The 26,447-nt window shown below is 47.1% G+C and carries 26 protein-coding genes, 1 tRNA gene and 1 pseudogene; 6 read left to right on the forward strand and 22 right to left on the reverse strand.

Translation table 11 applies throughout. The annotated features are described in order from the left end of the window. Positions 1 to 2 precede the first annotated feature (2 nt). A complete protein-coding gene (locus B2M23_RS01055) occupies positions 3 to 1,007 on the reverse strand; it encodes a DMT family transporter (protein WP_038350934.1) in 1,005 nt (334 codons plus the stop codon). A 25-nt stretch (positions 1,008 to 1,032) separates the two neighbouring features. Beyond that, positions 1,033 to 2,472, reverse strand: a pseudogene (locus B2M23_RS01060) (trimethylamine methyltransferase family protein); the annotation flags it as partial. 346 nt (positions 2,473 to 2,818) lie between these two features. Between B2M23_RS01060 and B2M23_RS01065 the strand changes: the two are divergent. Further along, a complete protein-coding gene (locus tag B2M23_RS01065) occupies positions 2,819 to 4,087 on the forward strand; it encodes a phosphotransferase (protein ID WP_052237066.1) in 1,269 nt (422 codons plus the stop codon). A 42-nt stretch (positions 4,088 to 4,129) separates the two neighbouring features. Here the strand turns inward: B2M23_RS01065 and B2M23_RS01070 are convergent, their stop codons facing one another. The 14 genes from B2M23_RS01070 to B2M23_RS01130 form a co-directional block, all read right to left on the reverse strand. Further along, the gene (locus tag B2M23_RS01070) at positions 4,130 to 5,422 is read right to left on the reverse strand and encodes a DMT family transporter (protein ID WP_038350936.1); all 1,293 of its coding nucleotides are present in this window, start codon (positions 5,420 to 5,422) and stop codon (positions 4,130 to 4,132) included. A 14-nt stretch (positions 5,423 to 5,436) separates the two neighbouring features. Continuing rightward, positions 5,437 to 7,023 (reverse strand): helix-turn-helix transcriptional regulator, encoded by a 1,587-nt coding sequence (locus tag B2M23_RS01075; RefSeq protein ID WP_038350937.1) that lies wholly within the window; start codon positions 7,021 to 7,023, stop codon positions 5,437 to 5,439. Between the two features lie 267 nt (positions 7,024 to 7,290). After that, positions 7,291 to 10,410: an isoleucine--tRNA ligase gene (gene ileS / locus B2M23_RS01080; protein WP_038350938.1), complete on the reverse strand. Its 3,120-nt coding sequence runs from the start codon at positions 10,408 to 10,410 to the stop codon at positions 7,291 to 7,293. Between the two features lie 410 nt (positions 10,411 to 10,820). Next, a complete protein-coding gene (locus B2M23_RS01085) occupies positions 10,821 to 11,858 on the reverse strand; it encodes an IS30 family transposase (RefSeq protein WP_052237067.1) in 1,038 nt (345 codons plus the stop codon). Positions 11,859 to 11,962: 104 nt separating this feature from the next. Then, positions 11,963 to 12,910 carry a replication protein gene (locus B2M23_RS01090; RefSeq protein WP_038350939.1) on the reverse strand — a complete coding sequence of 316 codons (948 nt, stop codon included), beginning with the start codon at positions 12,908 to 12,910 and terminating at the stop codon, positions 11,963 to 11,965. A gap of 161 nt (positions 12,911 to 13,071) precedes the next feature. Further along, entirely contained in the window at positions 13,072 to 13,365 is a 294-nt protein-coding gene (locus B2M23_RS20860; RefSeq protein WP_146209103.1) for a hypothetical protein, read from the reverse strand. A gap of 173 nt (positions 13,366 to 13,538) precedes the next feature. After that, positions 13,539 to 14,333 (reverse strand): zonular occludens toxin domain-containing protein, encoded by a 795-nt coding sequence (locus B2M23_RS01095; RefSeq protein ID WP_052237068.1) that lies wholly within the window; start codon positions 14,331 to 14,333, stop codon positions 13,539 to 13,541. Beyond that, entirely contained in the window at positions 14,333 to 14,590 is a 258-nt protein-coding gene (locus B2M23_RS01100; protein ID WP_038350940.1) for a hypothetical protein, read from the reverse strand. The genes B2M23_RS01095 and B2M23_RS01100 overlap by 1 nt, the downstream gene beginning before the upstream one ends. Positions 14,591 to 14,600: 10 nt before the next feature. Next, entirely contained in the window at positions 14,601 to 16,076 is a 1,476-nt protein-coding gene (locus B2M23_RS01105; RefSeq protein ID WP_038350941.1) for a hypothetical protein, read from the reverse strand. A 277-nt stretch (positions 16,077 to 16,353) separates the two neighbouring features. Beyond that, positions 16,354 to 16,437: transfer RNA gene (locus B2M23_RS01115), tRNA-OTHER, on the reverse strand. Positions 16,438 to 16,507: 70 nt separating this feature from the next. Next, a complete protein-coding gene (locus tag B2M23_RS01120) occupies positions 16,508 to 16,690 on the reverse strand; it encodes a hypothetical protein (RefSeq protein WP_038350943.1) in 183 nt (60 codons plus the stop codon). Between the two features lie 16 nt (positions 16,691 to 16,706). Next, positions 16,707 to 16,868 (reverse strand): hypothetical protein, encoded by a 162-nt coding sequence (locus B2M23_RS21045; RefSeq protein ID WP_167617719.1) that lies wholly within the window; start codon positions 16,866 to 16,868, stop codon positions 16,707 to 16,709. A 250-nt stretch (positions 16,869 to 17,118) separates the two neighbouring features. Next, positions 17,119 to 17,370 carry a hypothetical protein gene (locus B2M23_RS01125; protein ID WP_038350944.1) on the reverse strand — a complete coding sequence of 84 codons (252 nt, stop codon included), beginning with the start codon at positions 17,368 to 17,370 and terminating at the stop codon, positions 17,119 to 17,121. Next, positions 17,367 to 17,564: a hypothetical protein gene (locus B2M23_RS01130; protein ID WP_038350945.1), complete on the reverse strand. Its 198-nt coding sequence runs from the start codon at positions 17,562 to 17,564 to the stop codon at positions 17,367 to 17,369. Before B2M23_RS01130 ends, B2M23_RS01125 begins: the two co-directional genes overlap by 4 nt. A gap of 165 nt (positions 17,565 to 17,729) precedes the next feature. Between B2M23_RS01130 and B2M23_RS01135 the strand changes: the two genes are divergently transcribed. From B2M23_RS01135 to B2M23_RS01155, 5 genes are all read left to right on the forward strand, one after another. Continuing rightward, positions 17,730 to 18,329: a hypothetical protein gene (locus tag B2M23_RS01135; RefSeq protein WP_038350946.1), complete on the forward strand. Its 600-nt coding sequence runs from the start codon at positions 17,730 to 17,732 to the stop codon at positions 18,327 to 18,329. A 113-nt stretch (positions 18,330 to 18,442) separates the two neighbouring features. Beyond that, on the forward strand, positions 18,443 to 18,931 hold the full coding sequence (locus B2M23_RS01140; RefSeq protein ID WP_038350947.1) for an ECF transporter S component: 489 nt from the start codon (positions 18,443 to 18,445) through the stop codon (positions 18,929 to 18,931). A 92-nt stretch (positions 18,932 to 19,023) separates the two neighbouring features. Continuing rightward, complete coding sequence (locus tag B2M23_RS01145; RefSeq protein ID WP_038350948.1) at positions 19,024 to 20,355, forward strand: hypothetical protein; 1,332 nt, start codon at positions 19,024 to 19,026, stop codon at positions 20,353 to 20,355. A 63-nt stretch (positions 20,356 to 20,418) separates the two neighbouring features. After that, entirely contained in the window at positions 20,419 to 20,640 is a 222-nt protein-coding gene (locus tag B2M23_RS01150) for a hypothetical protein (protein WP_038350949.1), read from the forward strand. Beyond that, on the forward strand, positions 20,621 to 20,932 hold the full coding sequence (locus tag B2M23_RS01155; protein ID WP_013378882.1) for a YbjQ family protein: 312 nt from the start codon (positions 20,621 to 20,623) through the stop codon (positions 20,930 to 20,932). The genes B2M23_RS01150 and B2M23_RS01155 overlap by 20 nt, the downstream gene beginning before the upstream one ends. A gap of 53 nt (positions 20,933 to 20,985) precedes the next feature. Here the strand turns inward: B2M23_RS01155 and B2M23_RS01160 are convergent, their stop codons facing one another. The 6 genes from B2M23_RS01160 to B2M23_RS01185 form a co-directional block, all read right to left on the reverse strand. After that, positions 20,986 to 21,510 (reverse strand): gamma carbonic anhydrase family protein, encoded by a 525-nt coding sequence (locus tag B2M23_RS01160; RefSeq protein ID WP_038350950.1) that lies wholly within the window; start codon positions 21,508 to 21,510, stop codon positions 20,986 to 20,988. Positions 21,511 to 21,688: 178 nt separating this feature from the next. Beyond that, complete coding sequence (locus B2M23_RS01165; RefSeq protein WP_013378880.1) at positions 21,689 to 22,699, reverse strand: electron transfer flavoprotein subunit alpha/FixB family protein; 1,011 nt, start codon at positions 22,697 to 22,699, stop codon at positions 21,689 to 21,691. Between the two features lie 19 nt (positions 22,700 to 22,718). Further along, on the reverse strand, positions 22,719 to 23,501 hold the full coding sequence (locus B2M23_RS01170) for an electron transfer flavoprotein subunit beta/FixA family protein (RefSeq protein ID WP_038350951.1): 783 nt from the start codon (positions 23,499 to 23,501) through the stop codon (positions 22,719 to 22,721). A 24-nt stretch (positions 23,502 to 23,525) separates the two neighbouring features. After that, positions 23,526 to 24,665: an acyl-CoA dehydrogenase gene (locus B2M23_RS01175; RefSeq protein WP_013378878.1), complete on the reverse strand. Its 1,140-nt coding sequence runs from the start codon at positions 24,663 to 24,665 to the stop codon at positions 23,526 to 23,528. A gap of 33 nt (positions 24,666 to 24,698) precedes the next feature. Further along, complete coding sequence (locus B2M23_RS01180; RefSeq protein WP_013378877.1) at positions 24,699 to 25,538, reverse strand: 3-hydroxyacyl-CoA dehydrogenase family protein; 840 nt, start codon at positions 25,536 to 25,538, stop codon at positions 24,699 to 24,701. A 127-nt stretch (positions 25,539 to 25,665) separates the two neighbouring features. Next, positions 25,666 to 26,442 carry an enoyl-CoA hydratase-related protein gene (locus B2M23_RS01185; RefSeq protein WP_038350952.1) on the reverse strand — a complete coding sequence of 259 codons (777 nt, stop codon included), beginning with the start codon at positions 26,440 to 26,442 and terminating at the stop codon, positions 25,666 to 25,668. Positions 26,443 to 26,447 lie beyond the last annotated feature (5 nt).

Here is a 26,447-nt window from a genome sequence, read left to right on the forward strand (position 1 = left end):
ATCTAACTTTCCTTACTGACTAAAGCCGCACCGCCAAAGAGCACCAACGCGCCCAGAATCGTGCCGAGTCCCGGCATTTCCAAAAACGGCGGGAACATCAGGATAATGACGATCCAGATACCATAGGTGATATTGAGCACCTGAGCGGTTGCAACGCCGCTGTATTCCATGCTGTAGTACCAGGTGATGTAGGATACCCCGCCCAGACAGGAACCAATGAACAGAATGATCCACACTGCAATTTTGACGCCGCCCAAACCTGCAAAGGCCGGGATCGCCATGTTCATGTCAAAGGACTGAATCAGGCTGAGCACATAGCCAAAGTTATTGGTGGCGATTGAAATAATGATGATTAAAATCAGGTATAACAGCAGGAGGAAGGTTCTTCTCAGGGTTGTCGATACCGTCGAGGACACGTCTCCGCGCATCATGTTATAACCGAAGCAGCCTTCCATGGCGTAACCGACCGCACAGATAAAAGCGATTCCGTATACAAAGATCGGAACACCCGCGCCGGAAAGCCCGTACATAACGCCGGTCCCCACAATACACAGAATAATGCCGAGAAACTTCAGCTTTGTCAGTTTTTCCTTAAACCAGATGGCTGCCACAATGGCCCCGATGGCCGGAAACGCGGCAGAAATAGTGCCTGCCACCGATGTGGAGTAACTGCTGGCGATAGAGTAAGGAATCGCGCCCAGCAGCCCAGAAAACAAAGCCGCCGGAATAATGCCGAAGGAGCTTTTGCTGAATAGTATCTTCAGGTAATCCTTGAACTCACCGATTTTTATCAGGTAGCAGCACTCAAAGATCAGTCCGAAAACACTGTCGCAGAGACCGATGACCAGCGCGGTGGTAATGATGAGAATCCAGCCCTGGAAGTTATCAACGGTCCCGGTGCTGCCTGCGTACAGGTTTAAAACATTGTACAGGAGCACGGTATAAAATCCCCAGGACAGCCCGGAGGCCACCCCAAACAGGATTCCCTTTTTCTTGTTCGCTGACATAATTTACCTCTCTTGGGGGCTGCTCTTAGCGCGCTTCCACCATCTTCATATATTTTTTCATTTCCGCCTCTACCGCTGGGTCGGCGACCATTTCCGGCGCTTCATCCAAAATCTTCTGAACGCGTTTGCCGGCCTGCTCGATGAGGTCTGGGCTCCCGTTCTTTTCCCATTGTTCATAGCTTTCCCAGTCAGAGACGGTCGGCTGCCAATCATCATGGCAGTAGTCCAGCGTACTGTCATTGGTCATGAAATCGCCGCGGAAATCCGCTTCGTAAATTTCATCCAGGGCCAGGGTTTCCTCGGTGGTTTCCATCCCCTTTAATATATGCTGCACGCGGCCGATGAGTTCATCGTCGAGAACGGTTTTTTCAAAGGAGGTACACATCAGGTTTTCCAGGGTGCCCACAGACTGACTGGTTAGAGTAACGCCCGCCAGCGCGGTGAGGATAAAGCTCTGCATGGTTTCCATGCCCGCCTGATAATCAATGGCCTTGGAGCTGGTGACACCAGTCTGTGCCCTTGCCGGCAGGTGATAGTAATCCTTGTACATCTGTGTAGCGGCGATGAGCATGAGGGCTGTATCCGGCGCTGCACATTCCCATGAAGCGTATTTGAGGTTGCCGTAGGTCAGGGACGCGGACAGGATAACCGGAACACCGGGCTTGATCAGCTGGGCATATACCAGACCGGCCAATTGCTCGGCGTTCTGGAGAGCCACCGTCGAATACAGAAATACCGGCGAGGTGATGCCGGACATGGGGGCCGATACAATGGATACCGGTTGGTTCCAGGCAGCGTAGACCTCAATGCCCTCACAGGCAAACTCGGAATAGTACAGCGGTGAGTTCGGACAGACTGCATGCCAGGTCACATAGTGATCTTTGCAAAAACCTTCTTTCCCAAAGGCCACCTCGTACAGCCGGAGGTTTTCTTCCTTTTCGGCGATGGAGTCCAGCTCCATAGGCGCCAGAAGCGGTTTGTCACAGTGCTTAAAGGATTCATAGGTCATGTACATTCCTTTATAACGCTGGGGTACATCGCTCGGGCTCATGGGCTGGTAGCCGGCAATGGGAATGTTCTCACAGGCCTGGTAAACCTTCTGCATATTGGCAAAGTCCTTTAAGAGAGGCGCTCGCCGTCCTTTCTTCATATCTGAAACGAAAACCTCTCCCCCTGCCGGGTGGACGGATAGCTGCGCTCCACAGTTGACGCTTTTGGCATCGTCCATGGCCTGAAGCTTAAAAGTGGAGGGACACTGTTTAACAGAAGCCTCGACCAGAGCCCTCGGAAAGAAAACAATTTCACCCTCTACTTTACAGCCGGCCTTTTTTAACAGAACGCGTGCCTTTTCGCTTTCAAAAATGACCCCTTTTTTCGCCAGAATCTCCATGCTGGCTTCGTGTACCCGGTCCATTGCTTCTGGACTCAGCACTTCAATTTTTGAATTCATCATGTTTATTACTCCTCCTAAATTTTTGCTTTTCTGAACGGCCCGTTCGTTTCATGGCTCTATCATAGCCCGTTTTTCCCCCGCTGACAACGCGCAGGTTCTGACATCCGCATGCACATTTCTTAAAAATCAAATTTTGATGCACCCTTCAATTTTTTATGGTCACTGGTTAAAAAAGATGGCACACTGGCCAAAAACCTTCAAATATTTCCGGTGAAATCAAATTTTGACATTCTGCTCTGGGCGATCGTAATATCAAAAACTGCTGATTTCGATTTCAAAAAAACTGTGCTATCCTGAAAACAGATCAGGGGAGCCCTGTACATGGGCTGTCCAATAAAGATAAAAAGGGGAATAAAAAATGGTAGACGGAAAATTTATTGAAATGCAGACCGAGATTATGAAGAACTATCCCCCTGCAAACGCCCAGGCGCTGTTAAACATCTTTAACGCCGCCTCCGGCATGCAGGAATATCTGGATAACGTTCTGGCAAAAACGCGTGAGTCCTATCTGTACACACAACTGAGGGACCTTGTGGAAAATTATTATGATATCGGAACACTTCTGGACGTGTATCAGATCTTTGGCGGATACATCAACACATCCTTTGGGATCTATACTGAAAAGAACGGTAAAAAACAAACCTGGTTTGTCCGGAAATACAAAAACGGGAAGGAACTGGAATCCCTGCTCTTTGAGCACAGCATGCTGAAGTACGCCAAGGAAAACGGGTTCAGCTACGGTGCGGTCCCCATCCCGGCCAAGGACGGCAAAACCTATCACGAGGTAACGGAAACCACCACCGAGGGCGAGACTAAAAGCTATTTTGCTGTCTTTAACTTTGTGGGCGGGAAAGCGCACTACGACTGGATTCCCAATTGGGCCAACGCCGGAGTGGCCGACCTTACCGTTATCTCAGCGGCAAAATCACTGGCCGAATTCCACAACTCAACCCGCGGCTTTGACCCCGAGGGACGCCACGGAGACAACATCATGGACAATGAGGACATCACAGTGAATGAAATCATCCGGAAATTCCCAAAAACTCTGAAGGAATACCGCAAAAGCTACGCCGAAGCAGGCTTTGAAAATGTCTATACCGAATACTATGACGCCAACTATGACTACTTTGCTAAAATGTGCGAACGCTCTGTGATTCCAGACGTGGACTATGACACCATGGTTTCCAACGTCTGCCACTGCGACTTCCATCCCGGCAACTTTAAATACCTGGACAACGGCGAGGTCTGCGGCAGCTTTGACTACGATATGGCAAAAATCGACTCCCGTCTGTTCGAGCTGGGTCTGGCTATCCACTACTGCTTCTCCTCCTGGCTCTCCGACACCAACGGCATCATCAATCTGGACCGCGCGTCCCTGTTCGTAAAAACTTACGACGAAGAGCTCCATAAAGCCGGCGGTATTGAGCCCCTGACAGACATTGAGAAAAAGTATCTCTACGAGGTCACCGTACAGGGCGCCCTCTACGATTTGGGCTGGTGCAGCTCTGCCTGTGTTTACGACTCCACACTGGACCCCTATGAGTACCTTTTCTACACCCAGCACTTTGTGGCCTGCCTGAAATGGCTTGAGGCCAACGAGGCAGCTTTCAGAAAAGCCTTCGACTAAAAAATAAAAGCCCGCCGCGGGATACCCTGCGGCAGGCTTTTTCTATTCTTCTGCTTTTACCAGCCGATACTGGCAGAGACGTTTTCCGCGCTGAAAATGCTCGCCGCTGTCGATGGTTTCCTGGACGATTTCGATCAGGCCCATGGCACGCATTTCCACCGTCCATTCCCTCACCAGCTCCCTGTACTCGGCGGTATAATTTTTTTCATAGGCCTCAATATAATCTGCGATTTCGTAGTCCCACAGCTTCTGAGCATCCTCCAGCTTCTCCAGGATGGCAATTTTAGCCGGCGGGCGCTTCCCGGCTTTCTCTTTTTTTACCGGAAAGCTGACCGTGTTTTTCTGGCGCAGCAGCGGCAGGCCGTCCGAATTGGCACAATCCATATAGACGATGACCACCCCGATCAAGGAGCCCGAGGCCGCCAGAATCGTGTACCAGTCCGGTATGTCCATAAAAAAGGCCATACTGAGCACCAGCAGAATAAAACCGGAAAGGTTACTGACCGCCGGCCCCCTGCAGGCCCCGATAAATACAATACTCCTGTACCAGTGAATATAGTTCACTGCCAGAAAAATCCCGATCCCCAGGATCATCCACGCGCTCTGAATCTGGAAACTGGCCTTAAAGGCTGCGAGGACCGGCGAGCCCGTAAACAACAGGACCAGACACACCATCAGCCATAGCAGGCTCTCAAAACAGAAGCGTATTCCCAGGCATACATCCGAGTCTGAGGTCTCACAGAGCTTTCCAACAATGGCTGCCTCTACTCCCCAGCCAATACCGGCCGCAATCCCAAACAGAGACAGCATAAGTGAATTGCTGTTTTCAGCGAAGAGGTTGGGCAGGTAGATCAGGCTGGAGCATGCCAGAATAACAAGAATTCCCAGGGCACACTGCCAGCTGATAATCTCTTTGTACCATTTGCGCGCGATGGCAGCTGTGAGCACAGGATAAAACAGCACCGCAATGGTCGAAAAAACCGTGTCGGACAAGGCGAGAATGTAAGTGCAGAAGGCCGCGATCCCACCTGCCAGCGCCGCCAAGGCTACCTTACTCAGAACCGCTGGAGCATGCAGGCACCGCAGAAATTCCTTAAACTTATGCTGCGACCCGATCCACACCAGGTTGATGGCCGTCACCATAAAAGTGGTTGCCGTGGCCAGCACTGTGGGCAGCATTGTCAGGGAGTAGCTGTCACTCTGGTGCATTTTCATCACCGAGGTAATGAGGATGTAGGCCATCCCCCAGCAGGTGCCGCAGATCAGGGCGTAGCGGAAGCCCAGATTACACCGGATGATATTTTGTTTATAGCCAATGAGGTTATCATTTTTCATAATCGCGTTCCTTTTTAAATATGATTGCTCTGTCTATACTGCCCGGGCGTTGTGCCCTCAATCTTTTTAAAAGTCCGGGTCAGGGTCAGTGCGTTGTTGTACCCTACCTGCTCGGCAATATCTGTGATGGTCTGGTCCGACTCCCGCAAAAGGCGGCATGCCTCCTGTATCCTCAGCCTTGACAGATAATCGCTGAACCGGGTACCCATGGCTTTTTTAAAGCTTCTGGAAAAATAGGAGGGGTTCATGTTAAATTCCTCAGCCACAGCCACAGCGTTCAGGTTACAGTCCTGATAATGGCTTTTAAGGTATGCGCTCACACGCTGCATCTTGCTGTCTGCGGCCGATACCGGATCTCCCGCGGAATATTGGTTGATCTTTTCAAAAATCTCCTGAGATACAGCCTCCAGCTCGGGCAGGGATTTACATTCCAGCAAAAGCCGCTGGGCATCCAGCTGATCAAAAAATTCAACGTCCAGGGACAGGCGGACCTCCCCCAATGCGTTGATCATGGAATTCAGCAGCCCGAACAGCCGGAAGCGCGCCAGGTTAAGCGATGAAGCTCCTGTGATGTAATCATTTTTTAGAAGCTTATTGAAAATTTTCGAGGCCTCCTCGTAGTCCCCGGCATTGATGGCATTGATAAAATGATGCTCATATTTAAACCACAACTGTTCGTTGCCCTTATAGGGCTGTCCGGCCGCGTAGTCTGTGTAAAAGAGAATGTGTGTGTCACTTCCCGTCAGGCGGGCCTTCTGCAAAGTTTCCACTGTTTGAAAATAGGCGGTCTTGCATCCGGGGATTCCCCGGTGGACGCCGCTGACGCAGACCCAGAGATCATAATTGAACTCATGCCAGATATTGTCCCTCATAAGCTTAACCATACGCTCAATCTCGATGGAGGAGACAGCGGTGTCCAGTGACGCCACATCGGATAAGATAAAGCAGGCGATACGGCCGTCAATTTCGGTGCCATAGCACTGGTAAATACGCTTCATATAAGAAGAAAAATTTTCCCGGATAAAGGCATAGATATAGTTTAGCTTTTCGTCCTCAATCTGGTTCTCGTCGGAGACCACGTCAAAGAGCACCAGCACAAATTCATGGCTGCGGATATCAAAATCATATTCCTCCATGAGCTGGTAGTAGATGGCTTCGTTTTGAATATGCCCCTTCAGCATACGGATCAGAAAGTTTTCAAACAAGATGTCCTTCTGCTGCTCGACCTTACTCTTATAGGTGTCATACTCTTTATAAAACTGGTCAAAGGTCTGGAAAATATGACCCGCGGGATTCTGGGTCGTATAATAATCGTCCACGGGGCTGCTGCTGTTTTCATCCAGTATTCCAATGATGCGTGAAATAGCAATGTAATAGTTCTGTAAAATAAAAAAATTGAGAAAAAGGCCGATGACAATGGCTAGAACCGTGATCTTTAACAAAATATCGGTAAATGCCCCCTGTATATCTCCGGGCAACATCGCACTGACCGTGCGGTATGCCAGGAAAGCAAAAAAAAGGATGACTAAAATCCAAACTACAGAGGTTTTTAAAAACCAGTCCCATCCAGAATTTTCAGCATGTTTTTTCTTAACATCCAAGTGTTTGTCTCCCCTCAAACAGGTCTGTATTTAATTTAATATTATAGCACTCTATTTACGAAAAGTAAATGTTATCATATTCGCTAAAAGTTAAAGATAATTCTTCTTTTCTTCTATTTTTATTCACGCTTCACCGCTCAAGCCGCAGTATTATCCGCTTTTTCATTCTTTTGTAAAAATATATTTTTTAAGAATATATTTTTATTTTTATAAAAATATAGCCGGAACACCTTCCAATCGGTGTTCCGGCTGCTTTGGCTTAAATGCTTATTTAACTTTCTCAACCCCGAAGGCTGCTTCATGCCCGTTGAGGGCGCAGGCTTCCAGGCTGCCTTCTCCCTTGGTGATGGACTCCGCCAGGGTTTCTTTTTTGATGAAATCGGCAAAGGCCTCGATGGCAGCGCAGACTTCTGCGTCGGCCTGGTAGGTGATGTCGATATGGTCGTTGACCTCGAAGCCACTGCTTTTACGCAGCTGCTGGATGCGGGACACACACTCGCGGGCATACCCCTCATTGATGAGGTCCTCGTTCAGGGTGGTGTCGAGGATGATAAACTTATTATTGGCGGTCTGTACATTAAAGCCTTCCTTGGCCGCAATACGGACATCCACAAAGTCCTTGGTCAGCTCGATGGTTTCGCCGTCGATTTCCACAGGGTAGACTTCCCCGGCATCCAGTTTCGCCACAACTTCGGCAGGGTTGACGCCAGCCAGGGCTTTACCCAGCAGCTTGACGTTTTTGCCGAGAATTGGGCCTGCTACCTTGAAGTTTGGTTTTAAGGTATAGTTCATAAAGTCGCCCAGATTTTCCTCAAAGTCGACTTTTTTGATGTTCAGCTCTTCCTCCATCAGCTTGGTCAGATCGCCCAGGATATCCTTGTACTTGCCGTCGATGATGATCTCTGACAGCGGCTGACGCACCTTGATCTGCGCTTCCTCACGGGCGCTCCGGCCAAGACTTACCAGATCGCGTACAAGGTCCATGGGTTCTTCCACAGCCTCGTCGATCAGATCTTCGTTCACAGCCGGGTAATCCGCCAGATGGACGGATTCGGCATCGGTCAGCTTGGTGTAGATTTCTTCGCTGGTATAGGGCGCGAACGGCGCAACGAGTCTTGCCAGACCTTCCAAAACCTCGAAGGTGGTGTTGAACACCGCTTTTTTGTCCTCTGTCAGCTCACTGCCCCAGAAACGGCGGCGGTTGCGGCGGATATACCAGTTGGACAGATCCTCATTGACAAAATTCTGGATCTTGCGGACGGCCTTGGTCAGGTCGTAGATTTCCATTTCGCCGCGGACTTCCTGCACCAGACGGTTGTACTTGGACAGAATCCAGCGGTCGATTTCCGGGCGTTTATGATAATCCACAAAGAAGGTTCTCGGGTCGATGCCGTCTGTGTTGGCGTACAGGGTGAAGAAGTTATAGGTATTCTTCAGGGTGTTAAAGAATTTACTCTGTACTTCCTTTAAGCCCTCCACATCGAAACGGGTCGGCGTCCAGGCTGGAGATACATAAAGCAGGTACCAGCGGAGAGCGTCGGCGCCGTATTTGTCAAAGAGCTCAAAGGGATCAACGGTGTTGCCTCTGGATTTAGACATCTTCTGTCCCTCCGCGTCGAGGATCAAATCGTTGACGAGGACCTTTTTATAAGGCGATTTTCCAGTCACAAAGGATGAAATGGCCAGCAGTGAATAAAACCATCCACGGGTCTGGTCGATGCCTTCACAGATGAAATCAGCCGGATACTGGCTTTCCCAAAGCTCTTTGTTTTCAAAGGGGTAGTGGTATTGGGCAAAGGGCATGGAGCCGGAGTCAAACCAGCAGTCAATGACGTCCTTGACCCGGGTCATGGGCTTTCCACACTTCGGACATCTCAGGTGGACGTCGTCCACGTAGGGGCGGTGAAGCTCGATGTCCTCACTGATGTCCTCAATGGCTCTCTCGGCCAGCTCGGCTCTGGAGCCGACAGATGCCAGCTCGCCGCAGTTTTCATCGTCACAGCGCCAGATAGGCAGCGGCGTTCCCCAGTAACGGCTTCTTGAGATCGCCCAGTCGTTGAGGTTTTCCAGCCAGTTGCCAAAGCGTTTTTCGCCCACAAATTCGGGATACCAGTCCACACCGTCGTTGTTTTCGATGAGACGGTCCTTAATCTTGGTCATTTCGATGTACCAGCTTGGTTTCGCGTAGTATAAGAGCGGTGTCTTACAGCGCCAGCAGTGTGGGTAGTTGTGAAGTACCTTTTCTTTTTTGAACAGCTTGCCGTTTTCTTTTAACCAGGTGATGATCTCAATGTCCAGGCCGTCTTCCATGACAAAGCGGCCCTTCCATGGGGTTTCGGTATATTTGCCGTCCTCGCCTACCGGCTGGAGAACAGGCAGGTTGTACTTGCGTCCGACCTGGTAGTCATCCTCACCAAAGGCCGGGGCGATATGGACCACGCCGGTACCATCCTCGGTGGTGACATAATCGGCACAGGTGACAAAGAAAGCCTTTTTATTCGGAGATACGGGCACAAAATCCATAAGGCGTTCATAGGGAATATTTTCAAGCGCCTTACCCTTCATTTCCTCAATGATCTCATAGTCGTCGCCCAGCAGCTTCGGCGCGAGCACCTTGGCGCAGATATAGACTTCGCCCTTGCTTTTTGCCTTAATGTAGTCTGCTTCCGGATTAACAGCCAGCGCGACATTTGCGGCCAGTGTCCACGGGGTGGTGGTCCAGACCAGGAAGTACTCGTCCGCGTCGGCGCGCTTGAACGCAGCGACAACAGTATTGGTCTTGATCTCTTGGTAGCCCTGAGCGACCTCGTGAGATGCCAGACCGGTACCACAGCGCGGGCAGTAGGGCAGGATTTTATGGCCCTCATAGATAAAGCCCTCGTTGAAGAATTTATTCAAAATCCACCAGACGGATTCGATATAGTTGTTATCCAGGGTGATGTAGGGATTTTCCAGGTCGATGAAATAGCCCATGCGCTTGCTCATTTCGCGCCATTGTTTTTCATAGCTGAAGACAGAATCCTTACATTTCTTATTGAACTCGGCGATGCCATAGGCCTCGATTTCTGGCTTGCTGCTGATACCCAGCTGCTTTTCGACCTCAATCTCAACCGGCAGGCCGTGGGTATCCCAGCCGGCCTTACGCAGTACCCGGTATCCCTTCATGGTCTGATATTTACAGACAGAGTCTTTTAAGGTACGGGCGATCACATGATGGATCCCCGGTTTTCCATTGGCCGTCGGCGGCCCCTCATAAAATACAAAATTTTCTGCGTCGTCCCGGTTTTTGATGGTTCTGTCTAAGATATCCATCTCTTCCCAGCGGCTGGCGATTTTATTTTCAGTTTCACTGACACATTCATTGGATAAATTTTTAAATACAGCCATAGTGCCTCCTTATTTGGTTATGTTATTTTGATTGTTATTTCGCAGGATTATTGAGCATTAAAAAAGCTCCGCCCCTGCAACACGCAGGGACGAAGCGCTAAACTCCGCGGTACCACCCAGATTGACAGACTGCGCCCCTGTAAGGGAGCCTGCCCACTCAATAAAGATAACGGTTTCCCGTGGTTTCCTAACCGGCTGGCTCAGAAACCCTGCTCAAAGGTGATTTCCATGATCGTTGTTCTGGCAGCCTTTCAGCACTGGGGTTGCCTCTCTGGAAAACGTGTGATCACAGCGTCCTCGTCATTGCATTTGGTCGATTCATACATGAAGTCTATTTTACCTAATTTTCTGAAGAAAATCAAGTGTATTCTTTAATTTCTGCTGAGTTGCAAGTCAAAACGCGAAAAAACTCAAATTAATTTTAAATCCGAAAGCGCGTTCTTAAGACAATAGCTAAAGCTTTGAAATCCAAACATTTTCCGGGGGTAATTATTAATAAAATCCACGATCTCTTGAATAGCACCTTTACTTATTTTTTTAATGTTTGCTCCCTTTGGAATAAAACGACGGATAAAACGATTATAGTTTTCATTACTCCCCCGTTCAAAAGCGGAATAAGCGTGACAGTAGTAAGCCACAGTCCGCTTAAAATCTTCATTCTGCGCAGAGTTTTCAATGAACGCCTGATTAATAAATTCTGAACCATTGTCCATTGTAATGGATTTGAAAATAAGCGGGAAAGCCTGACCATAGGTCTGTTCCAGATCATCCAGGCAAGCCTTGACGCTTTCCTGCTTCTTATCCGGCATTTTATACACATAGGAATAGCGCGTTAAACGTTCAGTAACCACCAGCAATGCGGCGGGCATGGCGTTACATTGGCCGGATAGGACACAGTCCATCTCCCAATGACCAAATTCTTCCCGGTTATTCACGCTTACTGGACGTTCGTCAATGGAACGGCGATTAAGGATAACTTTCTTTGACTGTGGCTGATAAGCGGTTTTCTTCTTTTTATGGTAGGGTAAATCCGACATTTTTAAAGTTTCTAAATCCTTATTTTTTACTGCGTTATAGATGGTTTTATAGCAGATGTGAATATGGTAATCCCGTTTTATAAGATAGGCCGCAACCTCTGGAGAATAACCTTTTTTAAGCAGACGAATTAAAATGTCTTTTGTTTCGGAAGCTTTTTCAAAGATACGTCTGCGGCCTTTATTTTCGCAGGCTTCAAGGTGCTTAATTTCGGCATAATCTGCTTTGTAAAAATATTTTTCTTCTGGTATACCTGTAATCTTTACGGTCTGTAAAACGGAACCGCGCTGTATTTCGCGACAGATGGCCGAGTATGACTTACCCAGCTTTCTTGCAATTTCTGCTTTGCTTACTTTTTCTTCTAACCATGCTTCAATCTTATACCGTTCACGTTCTGTCAAATGCTGTCCCATGATCGTTACCCCCTATAACGTATAAAACAATATTTTATCACAAAACTGTCATGGCTGCGGCGCTGATCCGAGCCGGTAAAGGCTCATTTTAAAAGACTGACTTTTTATAACAAGCTCATCTGGTCAAAGTAATCTTCTTTTTCGATTTTGTTCTTGTCCTTGTAATGCAGGATTTTGTGAATCCGGCGTTTAAAGGCGTTGAAGGTCTCCGGGCTAACGTGCTGGATGTTGTCGTACTGTTCCTCAAAGGGAATATTCGTGATAATGTAGACCTTGGTGTAGCAGGCGTATTTATTGGCGTACCGGCAAGGCAGTTCCAGCGGGTAGCCGTCCAGGTAGTTGAGCATGTCCTGTATCTTTAAACTGCTTCGGAACTCTTCAAAGATTACCACGTCCTGACTGTGGTAGTTGTCAAAAGGGTGCTGGTAATCGGTAATCCGAAACACGTTGGGATAGCCGTATTTTTCCATGACGGAGCGGGTTTTACCGGAGCCGGTCTTACCGTAGATGTAGGTAACCTCCAGTTCCCGGAAGGTATTCTTGTATTTTTCGCTGGTGATGATCTGCCGGGCTTTTTCGATCTTGTCGATGTTCATGAGAAAAGCTGGGCTTTCTTCCATGATCTCAAAATCGCTGTAACCCTGTTTGATCATGTCATAGAGATCGGCCATGTCGTTTCGCTGGCCCTGCCTTTCGATGGGTAACTCGCCCCACTCCTCATGGCTTTCCTTGATGTTGGTTTCTTCTTTTGAGGTATGGGCCCATTTGCCTTCCTTGAAAACATAGTCCCGGTTCTGCTGGCTGGTGCCCTGGGCCATCTCAAAGTGAGCACCCTCAAAACGATTTTTGACCGTGGAGAAACGGACGGCGTTGGAGCAGGCCATGTAAATGTGTGTGTGAAAGGTTTCCTGTTCGCCGACTTCGTCACTCATGCACCAGTAGACGCAGGACTTGAACTTCTCAAGCTGAGCTTTGATATAATCATGGCTAAAGCCTTTCTCCAGTGGATTGTTGATGGTAATCTGCCACTTGCGTGTGCGTGTATCTTTCATAATTTCCCCCTTTTGTCACATGCTTTTGGCACATGTCACACTTGTCACAAAGGTTGCGACTTTTTAGAAACGGCTAAAGCTGGCCGTTTGATGGTTGTTTGTCACAGGTCACAGAAGTGTGCTAAGGGTAATACTAACCTTAGCACACCCGCGGCCAATTGTTATTTTTTTGACGTTCCTGGGACACCGTTACAATGACAGCAGGAGCATTCACAGGTTACCTTATTTCTTTCCTGCAAGTGAGCTTTTACATCTTCATTCGTATATTGCATTATGCCAGAAATAATCAATATGACAGTACCCGTAATAATAAGCGTTGTAAACATCACTTTAAAACCCAAAGATTCACAATCAACCACAACGGATAAAATCCAAAAAAAACCAAATAGCAGACTAAAAATACAAAGGAGTAAACCTAAGGGAAACAGATCATTATAAAGTTCAACAGCGTTCATTTTCAAACCTCACTTTCTCGTTTTGGTAATTAGGGCGCGCAGTCCGGTTCGGATTCTGGGCGCAAAAATAACAGCCCGCAGACATCGAAGGTTGCCCTTGTCCGGTTTTTCCGCGAACGGTGGTTACGCCTGACGGCGTTTGGATTTTTAAAACGTTCCTGGTTTAATGTTTTTTAATCGTCCTCGTCGTCCTCGAAAAGGGCGTTCACATTGGCGGTAAGGTCGGCCTGTGGGGCATCCGCGCGGCCCGGGGCGGGGCCCCGCTTTCGCGTCCCCTTCCCCGTACCGTGCAGGCGCTCACGCAGGGTGGGCCTATCGTCCGTGTGAAGTGGGATTTCGGAAGCTAGAACAGCACTTTTAACCAACTCAATATCACGGATGCGGTCCGGTTCAGTAAAGTCATAAAACGTATCATACAGGTTACCTACTTTCTTGGAATACAGAAAAAACTCATGGTCGTTCTTGGCTTTAATGGCGTTGTTGCGCTCGATGGCCACGAACAGTGGAAAGGGCAGGATGGCCCACAGGGAGAAGTTGTTTAACTTCCGGTGAATCACTTCAATTTCGATCAGATCTCTTATCTGGCGGTCAATCTGGCGCATGTTCTGGGAGATCAGCACGATCTCAAAGCCGTACTTGCGATGCTGTGGGAAGAATTCCAGAAAAGGCATGCGGTCTTTGTCGTTGAAGTTCCGGCAGTTGAATTTTACGGAAGCTTCATCAATCATTAGCAGGGTCTGGTTCTCCTGGTCCTCTTCGTGGAGCATCTTACAGAAGGTGCGCAGATAGGGCACGCTTAAATCTTTGTTGGGCACGTAGAAAAAGTGTCCGGTGTTTTTTTTGATGTCATTAATCTTCACCGGAAAGTTAGCGATCACGTTTTTTCCGGCCCGAAGGTAAGCGACAATCAAGCGCATGGAGTGTAAGGACTTTCCGGCGCCGGGGACGCCGGTATAACATTTAATCATTATTCCACCACCTTAAAGATACGTAATAAAATTGAGATGCCAAACCAGGCGATCATAGCCACGCCCCAGACAGCAAGGGTTTCAACGATCAGGGAGAACGGGAAGCACCAGTTCATATAGCCGACAATCTCCACAGGAAGGGACAGATCAAAGGTCTGAAACGGGTCTTCGGGCAGGATGGCAGTAATCAGGGTGACCACGGAGGCGATCAGCCAGATAAAGAAATTGATAATCATGATGAAGAAATCTGCAATCATCTTTAAAACCTCAATTCTGCATAAACTGCTTTGTAATGAAGACCAGACCGATCAGAAAGGCGATGTATAGAGCGGTCTTGACCACGGCTGCGCCATTGTCCCATTGCTCAACATTCAAGTCCCAGTGGATGGGTTCGCCGGGAATCCCGACTTTTGATAAGTCGAAGTCCATTTCAAAATGGGGTCGGATGGGCTCGGCGTTGAGCACGCCAAAGAGCTTTCCAATATCACCGGGCAGGGAGAAGGGGAACTTGCCGGAGACATCGGCACCCATGTTCTGCAGTGGGGTCACGTCCACGGTCTGGGTCGGTATCAGGGCATCCTTCAGGAAGGAGAGCAGGCCTGCGAAAAAATCGCCGATGGGTTTAATCCAGCTTGAGCCATCGTATTCGGGCGGTGTGGGCGTGGGCTCTGGTGTCGGTGTTGGGGTTGGCTGTGGGTCGGTGGTGCCGGGCTGATCGGGGGTGACGTCCTCGTATCCGGGGAGATCGGGCGGGTTATCGGTGTTGGGGTTGTAGTTATCCGGGAGCGTGGGGAGCTCGTCGGCGGTGGGAGCGATGATTAAGTTCTCGGTGTCTCCGTTATAATAATTATTTATGTTGTTGATGACGGATTGGGGCAGGCGGGTTGGGAGTTTTACTTTGTTGGCGGTTTTATTTTTAATATTTACAAATTGTGAATTGCTTGTAGATGCGGTTAGGCCTAAAAATTTTTTTAATAAGCCTAAATGATCAGCATCATTGTCGCGATAATCACTGCTATTTCTAAATTGACAACTACCATAAGAACCATAACTTAAAGCGGTATAAAAAGAATCAACCAGTTTTCCAGTATTATCATAAATTCTAAGATAGTAACCAGCAGAATTCTTTTGTCCAGCAGGCTTACCACTATTGTACATACCTGGATAATAATATCCAGAACCATCATTAAACAGAACCCAACCAGCTAAAGGAAAAAAAGGCATCTGATAATACGTTTTATAATTTTTCACATAGTCGGGTTCTAAATAGACATAATAACTATAAATATCCCAACTTCCTAAATAATTAAAACCTTCCTCCTGTATTGTGTCGTTGGCATACGGCCATACCACATCCTTTACCGCATTCAAAAACGAATACCAGAGCTTACCGCTGTAATTGCCGGGGACAAAGATTTGACCGGAGGCGATGTCAAGGCCGAGCTGATCGACCTGGCGGAGGGCTTCGGCGTATTCCAGTTCGGTGCCAAAGTTTTCGTGCAGGTAGGCATCGGCTTTATTGTAGATGTTTTCCAGATTTTCGGGGGTTAGGGTCGTGTCGGAGATGAAGCCGACAGTTTTCAAACCTACAAGAATATCGACAACAATATAGGTAAAAGATCTTGCCTTGTCAAAAGCGCTCGCTTTAACTGTTTTATATTGAAATATGGGCATAATAGCAATATAAAAACACAAAAGAAAGGTTAGAGCCTTCAATATTACATTTTGATTAATTTTCATCATTGATTACCTCTCAAAAACGTGATAATATAAACAAAAAGGAGTAGTGAAAATGAAGCCAATTAATATAGTATGTTTGATAATCATAATATTATTTTTGTTAGAAGAAGTTCTTTATATATTCGATAGAAAGAATATATTCAAACTAAAGTTTTGTCATTCATATTTTGAAATACGAAAAAATAATAAAATTTTTGATAACGTTCATTTCTTTTTAGGAATGGGAATTTTAATCGTTATGTGGTTTATTCTGGATTAAACTCTAATCAGCTAACCTAAACGGGAAGGGCCGGATTCGAACCGGCAAACCCTGAGTGAATCTTGTTATGCGCGCGCCAGACTTTACCACTTAAGCTACCTTCCCATGTGTAATAAGAAAGCCTGACAGCCAACCTAAGAGGAAGGCCGACAGGCTGAGGGATTAAAGATCATTCCTAGTTTACAGACTTTTTCAGCAGCTTCTTACCAATGGTAAAAGCCAGAATACCAATGGCAACAGCGACACCGGCAGTTAAGACCGGTACCATCATACCGCCCATCTGACTGGCCGCGCCGGTGAAAATGGCACCGATGCTGTCAATCATGGATGGGGCTTCAACTTCTAAAGCAACAGGCATATGTTAACTCCTTTCCTTAAGATACAGATTTTTTGAGCAGCTTTTTACCAATGGAAAAAGCCAGAATGCCGATGGCGATTGCGACACCAGCGGTTAAGACAGGTACCATCATGCCGCCCATCTGGGTGGCCGCAGTGGTAAAAATGCCCTGAATGCCAGCAAGGGTTTCACTTGACATAAGCGGTTCTCCTTTCTCTTTAACTTATTGCTTTCTTGAACGCTACCAGTGGAGCACGGAGCGCAAAAGCGAACAACCAGACACCAATTCCAAAGGTAAAGCCTAGGCCCATCCCTTGGATAAAAAAGATAAATAATTCTGCATTCAATGTATTTTACTCCATTCAATGGCCACGATCAGAGCAAGGATACCGCCGAACAATAAGCCGGAGATCACAAGCTCGTACTGAATCATAATATCCGCGGCCATGTTATGCGATCAATTGAATGTCGGCAACTTTGCCGTATTCATTGAAAAATACATGCAGTTTCTGGTTAACGGATTTTGTCAGATCGAAATCAAGCATGTCACAAATGTCTTCATTCAACCAGATTTTCTGGGCTTTCATGCCGATTACACTCTTGTCTTTTGAGACAATGTAAAGGGATGCGCCTTTGATCGGTTTTCCCTGTTTGTCCTCAAAATCTACCATTTTTACTCCTACAATTGCATATTCTGTCATACGTTTTTCTCCTTTTCTTCTTTTTCAAATGCATTATACAGAAAATTAATAAAATCAAATTCCGGGTCTTGATTTTCAAATTCAGACATAAACTCATAAGGATGCTTTGCACCATCTGAATAACCAAGACAATAATTAAAACGAAAAGCTTTTGTTGCAAGCTCCATCAGTTCGGAGCGTTGCTCATGTGTCATACGAAATCCCCCTTTAAAAGTTCATTTGTTCTATGCGTTTTATTTTACAACTCAGGATTCTTTAATTTCTAAAGAAAATGGTTTATATTTTAAAGAAAATCGTTTATAATGGACTATACGGAATCATTAATAGTATTTTAGAAAGATGAATGAAGGTGACTCAACATGAACACGAAAAAAAAGGTACTTCTCGGCGTTTTAGCAGTGATTGTCATCGTCGTGGGCATTATGTTTTTTGTTCCCATGTTTAACGGGTCAAAGGACGCTGCCAAAACCACTCCGACCAGCGCGCCCTCTGTCGCGGACAATACCCCGTCGGCAACCCCACAGCCCACAGTCGATAACTCAGCAACCAGCGGAAGCTTACAGACCCCGCCGGAAATGCAGGCAGTCATTGACGCCAACCAGGCCGATCTCTATGACAATGAGGACGGACAGCTGGCTCAGTCTTACCCCAGCAATCTCCTGCCGCTTTACAAGGTGAGCGGTGTCGGGGACTCCCACGATATTACCACGAACAACGGGAACCCCGGCTGGACAGCGGTTTACGGCTCTACTGCCGACACGGCTGAGCTGGCGCAGTTTTATTCAGACCTCATGGCTTCTGCCGAAAACTTTAACGCTGCCGACAGCGATGCCTCTACCACTATTACAGGCAGCGTGGACGGCTGCGACATCAGTGTAACCATCAGTCCTAACAATCCGCAGCGCACCGGCCTTGACTACGCCAGCAGCGTGAGCATTTTTATCGAAAAGGTTAGTTAGCAACCGCACCCATAGGGACCAGAATCCACACGATTTTGGTCTTTTTTGGTCCTTTTCATTCCCTGTCCGTGTGCTATAATGGGTGCAACGTTTGATTTTCGGAGGTTTAAAAAGTGAACATCACAACCAAAAAAGTATGCTATACGGCGCTGTTGATGGCCGTTACCTTTATCATGATCTCGGTCGTAAAAATCCCGATTCCCAATGGCTATATCCATCTGGGTGACGCGGCGGTCTTTCTGTGCGGCTTTATTCTTGGCCCTGTTTACGGCACCATTGCGGCTGCCATCGGCGCAGGTGCGGCGGATTACTTCGCGGGCTTTGGGGCTTATATCATTCCTACCATGCTCGCAAAGGGCGTGATGGCTTACCTGACGGGGTATTTTCTGCGCGGTAACCCGGGGCGCCAGAAGGAAATCGCGGTGATGGTAATCGCCGGAGTGATCATGACCCTGATCTACTATGTGTCCGAAATTATTCTATATGGCAGTTTTGTCTCCCCGCTGGTCAATATTCCTTTCAACGCCTTACAGGCCATTGTGGGCATTGTGATCTCCATGCTGTTGTTTCGGCCGCTGGCTCAGTTCCGCATCGAATCTTAAAAGAATTTACTATTTTTAATCGAATTGTGATATAATGAAGATCACAATTCGATTTTTTAATTGGGACGATTTTTTATGTAATGGAGAGAAAAATGAAAAAACTAATGACAGCAATTTTGACATTTGCTCTGATCTTTAATTTTACAGCGCAGACAGCCTGCGCCTCTGTTTACACAGCCGGTTCCGTTTCTGTTATGACCAGCACCCATGACCCGGGGGACGGCGATTCCCAAACCCCGACGGAACCAGAAACGCCAACCGAACCGGAACAGCCCACGGAACCAGAAACACCGACAGAACCAGAACAGCCATCCGAACCAGAGACACCAAGCCAGCCAGAGCCCCCTACACAGCCAGAGAATCCCGACCTGCCATCGACGGATCCGGGAGATGACAGTAGCGGCGATGACGGCTACTACGACGGCTACGACAATAATGACTACACCCCGTCCTACCGTAATTCCTACGATGACAGCAACGACTATGTGCCCACAGAATCCACAACGGTAGAGACTACTGTGGAGGAACAGGTGCAGGAGGTTCAGAAGGTGGAGGGCGATTACCCCATCACGCTTACCGTCAAGGAAACCACCATTGACGTCAACCTGCCGTCAAACGCCTATACGACAGCGACCAGCCAGAACGCGGTGACGGCCACATTTAACAACGACGCGCTGAACGCGGCCATCGCCGCCGGCGCCGCCAAACTGACCGAAAAACAGCAGGCAGGTTCCTCTGCGCTCACCAAACTGGTTTTAAAGGCTCCCGCCATTGAGACCAAAGGACTTACGGACCCCGATGTCAATATCCATGTGCCAGCACCAGCGCTCAAAAACATGCAGGCGGCTAAGATCACTTTAAATGTTCCGATCAACAAGGATTCCATTACGGTTTCCCCGTCCATTTTAAAAAGTGATGACCTGAACAAACTGGCGGACGGCGACAAACTGGTCCTCGGGCTTAAAAAAGGCCCTAGCCTCTCAAACAGCAGCTACAAGCTGTCAGAAACCAAGCTGACGCCTGTGACCACCCCTTTCACGCTGGAGGTCTCAACCTTAAAATCCACAGGGGCCTTGTCCGCGCTTTCCACCTTTGAAAAGCCTCTGGAAATCAGCATTGCCCTGACCGACGATCAGGCCTCAAAGCTTCAGTCCGAGTCTCAGTTCACTGCCAGCAAATACAACAGCGGAAGTGACAGCGTCGATCCGGTGGTCACTACCTACCACAACGATACCAAGGTCGCAACCTTTAATGTGAGCGCTCCTGGGGATTATCTGGTCCTGTTAAAGACGACGGATAAGGGCATTAACCCGCTGTTTATCGCGGTTCCCATTGTGATCGTGCTGATCGGCGGCGGCGTCTTTGTTCTCTTCAAGCTCAAAAACCGCCGGAAACGCAATATCTTCGGGGATTATGACGACTAACTCTTGTCCTGAGACCGGTTATCCGATATAATGGAAGAAGCTTAGGAAGGGAGCGGCCTGTTTATGAAGGTAAAGAAAATCATTGCCCCTTTGGTCATTGGACTGCTGTTGATTTTATATTTTGTGGGCTTTATCATCGTCTGTTTTCTGATTGATATCCCCCTGATGGTTAAGATCCTGTGCAGTATCCTTCCACTGGCGCTGGCCGGCGTTTCCCTCCATGTTTTGATCCAGAGAATTGATGAGATAAGGAGTGGAGAAGAGGATGATCTTAGTAAATACTGATTATATCAGCGGTAAGGAATTTGAAATGCTCGGTCTGGTCAAAGGCTCGACCATTCAGTCCAAAAACATTGGACGCGACATCAGCCAAGGGTTTAAAACCATTGTGGGCGGCGAGCTCAAGGCCTACAACGAAATGATGAACGACGCGCGGGCACTGGCTACCAAGCGGATGGTGCAGGAGGCCGAAGGCCTGGGCGCCGACGCGGTGGTCAATATCCGTTACGCCTCCTCTGCCATCATGCAGGGAGCTGCCGAGGTGATTGCCTACGGAACAGCGGTTAAATTTGTATAAAAATAAAGCACTCAGAATCATGATCTGAGTGCTTTTTTAGTGCGCTGAGCACCTTAGAGTGGTCTGACAACAATAATGCCATCACTGTTTTCATAATAGCTTTTACCAGGTTCCAGGCGCATACATTCCATGTACTCACCTGCATTGGCACGGATGCTTTCGATCTCGGCGTCGGTAAGGGAACGGACGACCTTTCCCGGGCTGCCGACCACCAGAGACCCTGGAGGTATAACCTTGTTCTGGGTAATGAGCGAGCCTGCACCGATGATGGTATTTTCACCGATGACCGCGCCGTTTAAAATCGTGGATCCCATGCCGACCAAGACATTGTTTTCAATGGTGCAGCCGTGGATGGTACAGTTATGTCCAATAGTCACGCCGTCGCCGATCTTTACACAGTAGCCGCCTGGCGCCACGTGCACCACGGAACCATCCTGTACGTTGCTGCGTTCACCAATGGTAATGCTGTCCATATCCCCTCTCAATACCGCCTGGTACCAGATGCTGCTGTAATCGCCGATCCGGACCTTGCCCAGTACATCGGCACTCTTCGCAATAAAAATATTTTTTCCTGACATCGAATCCTCCATCGTAAGTAACGTTTCTATTTAACCTTTATCTTACACCCTTACACTGCGTTTGTATATGCTCCCACAAAAACTTCTACCGACTGCGCAAAAAAATGCAGATATATCCAAATAAAAAAGCCCGAAGCTTTTCCAAGCCTCGGACTTTTAACTTCATAGGAACTTCAAACTATCTGGTTGCCATTTCTTTCTTAACTGCTTCTGTAAACAGTGGTAAGATTTTAAAGACATCACCAACAACGCCGAAGTCTGCTACATTGAAGATTGGAGCAGTTTCGTCTTTGTTGATTGCGATGATGACATCAGATTCTTCCATACCAGCTAAATGCTGGATTGCGCCGGAAATACCGCAGGCAATGTACAGGTTCGGACGAACGGTTTTACCGGTCTGACCAACCTGACGGTCTTTTTCAACCCAGCCAGCGTCCACACAGGCTCTTGAAGAAGAAATGGTTCCGCCTAAAGCGTCTGCCAGGTCTTCGAGCAGCTTGAAGTTTTCTGGAGATGCCATACCACGGCCGCCAGATACAAGGATTTTAGCATCCTGGATATCCATTTTTTCGGCAACGGTTTTAACAATTTCCATCACTTCGACGTTCATATGGTCACTTAAGCCTGCAACTTCTTCTTTAATCACTTCGCATTCTGCTGCGTCGTTTGTCGGAAGTTTCTGCATAACGCCAGGACGTACAGTTGACATCTGTGGACGGTGATCCGGGCACAGGATGGTTGCCATGATGTTGCCGCCGAAAGCCGGACGGGTCATCATTAAGCCCTTGTCTTCTGGGTTGATTTCCAGTTTTGTACAGTCAGCGGTTAAGCCAGTATGGACACGTGCAGATACACGAGGAGCCATATCACGGCCAATAGCAGTCGCACCAAACAGAACAACTTCTGGCTTATATTTGTTAATAATTTCAGTAAATGCATGTACATACGGTTCGGTTGTATATACTTCTAAAGCAGGATCATCGACCATGATCACTCTGTCAGCGCCATGACGGGCTAATTCTTTACCCATAGCGTCGATTTTAGAACCTAAAACAACAGCAGTTACTTCTGTATCTAAATCATTGGCTAATTCTTTACCTTTACCAATCAGTTCGAAAGAAACAGGAGTAATAACATTATCTACCTGCTGTACAAAGACGAAAACACCTTTATAATCTTGTAAACTCATCTATGTTCACCACTTTCCATTAAATAATGAATTTTTCTTTCAATTTTTCCAGTAAGAAATCAGCAGATTCCTGTGGATCTAATTGAACAACAGTTCCGGCAGCTTTTAATGCTTTCGGGAAGGACTTGAATACGCGTGTCGGAGAACCCTTTAAACCGATGTTGGTTTTATCAACTTCGATGTTTTCCAGTGTCCAGACTTTTACTTCATCTGTTCTGTAAGCGTCAAAAACGCCACCTGGAGTCATATAACGCGGTGTATTCATTTCGCCTAAAGCGGTAACTAAGCAGGGCATCTGTACTTTAATGGTATGGTATCTGTCTTCGTACTGACGTTTTACGATAACAGCGTCGCCTTCCACTTTGATGTCTTCAGCATAGCTGATATTTGGAATGTTCAGATGTTCAGCGATCTGAGGACCAACCTGAGCGGTATCGCCATCAATTGCCTGACGGCCAGTGATGATCAGGTCATAGTCTAACATTTTAACCGCAGCTGCGATGGTTGTAGAAGTAGCCCAGGTATCGGCGCCGCCGAAAGCTCTGTCGGTTACTAAAATCGCTTCATCAGCGCCCATAGCGAGTGCTTCACGAAGAACGTCGTCTGCCTGTGGTGGCCCCATGGAAACAACGGTAATGTGCGCACCGTTAGCGTCTTTCAGCTCTAATGCAGCTTCCAGACCAGCTTTATCATCTGGGTTCATAATACTTGGAACGCCATCTCTAATTAATGTACCTGTTACTGGATCAAGTTTAACTTCATTTGTATCAGGAACTTGTTTTACACAAACTACAATATTCACCTAAATTTCCTCCTTTTGAACTTCCTATTTCAGAACGTTGCCAGATATAACCATACGTTGTACCTCGCTTGTTCCTTCATAAATTTCGGTAATCTTAGCATCACGCATCATACGTTCAACTGGATAGTCTCTGGTGTAACCATAACCACCAAGTAACTGTACACATTCTGTGGTAACAGCCATAGCGGTTTCAGCTGCGAAAAGTTTAGCAGTTGCTGCTTCTACAGAGAATACTTTCTGAGTATCTTTAGCAATAGCTGCTTTGTAAACCAGGTTACGGGCAGCTTCGATACGTGCGTACATATCGGCTAATTTGAACTGTGTATTCTGGAATTTGGCGATAGAACGGCCAAACTGTTTTCTTTCTTTAACGTAAGCAACCGTTTCGTCGAAAGCACCCTGAGCCAGACCTAAAGCCTGAGCGGCAATACCGATACGTCCGCCATCCAGAGTCTGCATCGCGATTCCAAAGCCTTTACCTTCTTTACCGAGAAGATTTTCTTTTGGAACGATGCAGTCTTCGAAAATTAATTCGGTTGTGGAAGAACCACGGATACCCATTTTCTTTTCTTTTGTACCGATTGAGAAGCCTGGATAATCTTTTTCTACGATGAATGCAGAGATACCCTTGGTGCCTTTGCTCTTATCTGTCATTGCGAAGATGATATAAACATCTGCTTTACCACCGTTGGTAATGAAGATTTTCGTACCGTTTAATACATAGTGGTCGCCTTCTAAAACAGCCTTTGTCTGCTGTCCGGAAGCATCAGTACCAGCGCCTGGTTCAGTTAAACCGAAAGCGCCTAATAATTCACCGCTTGCTAAACGCGGTAAGTATTTTTCTTTTTGTTCCGGTGTACCGAATTTACGGATTGGGTCTGTTCCCAGTGAAGTGTGTGCGGAAAGGATAACGCCTGTAGTACCGCAGACACGGGATAATTCTTCAACAGCTAAAATATAAGCTAATGTATCACAGCCCTGTCCACCGACTTCTTTGGCAAATGGAATACCCATAAAGCCATTTTTGACCATTTTATCAACGGTTTCCTGCGGGAAGCGTTCTTCTTCGTCAACTTCCTGCGCGATTGGTTTTGCTTCATTTTCTGCAAACTCTCTGTAGAGTGTGCGCAACATTTGATGTTCCTTACTCAGATTGAAGTCCATACTGTTCCTCCTAAATATATTTGTCACACAAGCTTATTTTGTGTAATCAAAGAATCCTTTTCCTGTTTTCATACCTAAAACGCCTGCGCGTACCATTTTGCGAAGCAGTGGAGACGGAGCGTATTTGTCAGAGCCAGTTTCTGCCTGTAATACTTCCATAATTGCCAGAACAACGTCCAGACCAATTAAGTCACCTAAAGCCAATGGTCCCATTGGGTGATTTGCGCCTAATTTCATAGCGGTGTCGATATCCGCAGCGGAAGCAGTACCAGCAGCATAAACTTCGATACCTTCGTTGATCATTGGAACTAAGATTCTGTTTACAACAAAACCTGCAGCTTCGTTAACCTGTACCGGTGTTTTGCCGATATCTGTCGCAATCTTTTTGATGGTATCAACGGTTTCCTGAGAAGTATGGTAACCAGCAATAACTTCAACCAGTTTCATAGCCGGAACCGGATTAAAGAAATGCATACCAATCACTGGACGGTCAACGCCCTGAGACATTTCTGTTAAAGATAAAGAAGAAGTGTTGGAAGCGAAAATACATTCTGGTTTACAGATTCCCTGTAATGCCTGGAATAATTCATGTTTCATTTCCATCTGTTCTAAAACAGCTTCAACAACCAGATCGCAATCCGCAACAGCATCTCTTAAGCCTGTTGTGATTTTTGCTAAGGTTGCATCCATTTTAGCCTGATCGATACGGCCCTTAGCAACCTGTTTTGCTAATGCTTTTTCGATTTTAGCTTTACCACCATCGGCAAATTCCTGTTTGATATCGCAAAGTACTACTTCATAACCATCGGTAGAAGCGAAAACCTGAGCAATACCTGATCCCATTGTACCGGCACCAATAACGCCAACTTTCATTTTAAGTCCTCCTAGATAAATTAAAAACTTTTTTGTATTCTTGTATATACAGATTTGTATATACAGGCGAAAAGCCCAAACTCAAGGGTATTTTTATACAAAAATACCCTTGAGTTGAAAATCATATTTATTTGTTCTGGAAAGGTTCGTGTTTACGTTTTTCCAGGAAGGCAGCCATACCTTCTTTTTGGTCAGCGGATTCAAAACATCCGCCAAACTGTTTTGCTTCAAAGGCAATTGCGTCGTCCATACCCATTTCAAGTCCATCATTGATGGCTTTTTTAGTGTTGCGGACAGCAATTGGAGCGTTGTTAGCAATTTTACCAGCTAATTTCAGTGCAGCAGGCATTAATTCGTCTGCCGGGTAGACAGCATTAACCAGGCCCCAGCTCAAAGCGTCAGCTGCTTTGATATTGGTGCAGGCATAGAGCATTTCTTTTGCTTTGCCGGTTGGGATCAAACGTGCAAGACGCTGAGTTCCGCCGAAACCAGCAGTGATACCAAGGCCAACTTCAGGCTGGCCAAAGGTTGCATTTTCAGAAGCCAGACGAATATCACAGGACATGGATAATTCGCAGCCGCCGCCTAGTGCAAAACCGTTAACTGCAGCGATAACCGGAATTGGTAAAGTCTCGATCTTTCTGAAAACAGCGTTTCCTTTTTTACCAAAAGCTTCGCCTTCAGCCTGAGTCAGGCTGCTCATTTCACCGATGTCCGCACCGGCAACAAAAGACTTCTGACCGGCACCTGTAATAATCAGGCAGCGGATGTTATCTAAGTCAACACCATCGATGACTTTATCCAGATCTTCAAGTACTTCACTGTTTAAAGCATTTAAAGCCTTTTCACGGTCGATGGTGATAACAGCAACTGCACCTTGTGGTTCATATTTAACAAAACCCATTGTAA

The organism is Eubacterium limosum (assembly GCF_000807675.2).
In the GTDB taxonomy this organism is placed as follows: domain Bacteria; phylum Bacillota; class Clostridia; order Eubacteriales; family Eubacteriaceae; genus Eubacterium; species Eubacterium limosum.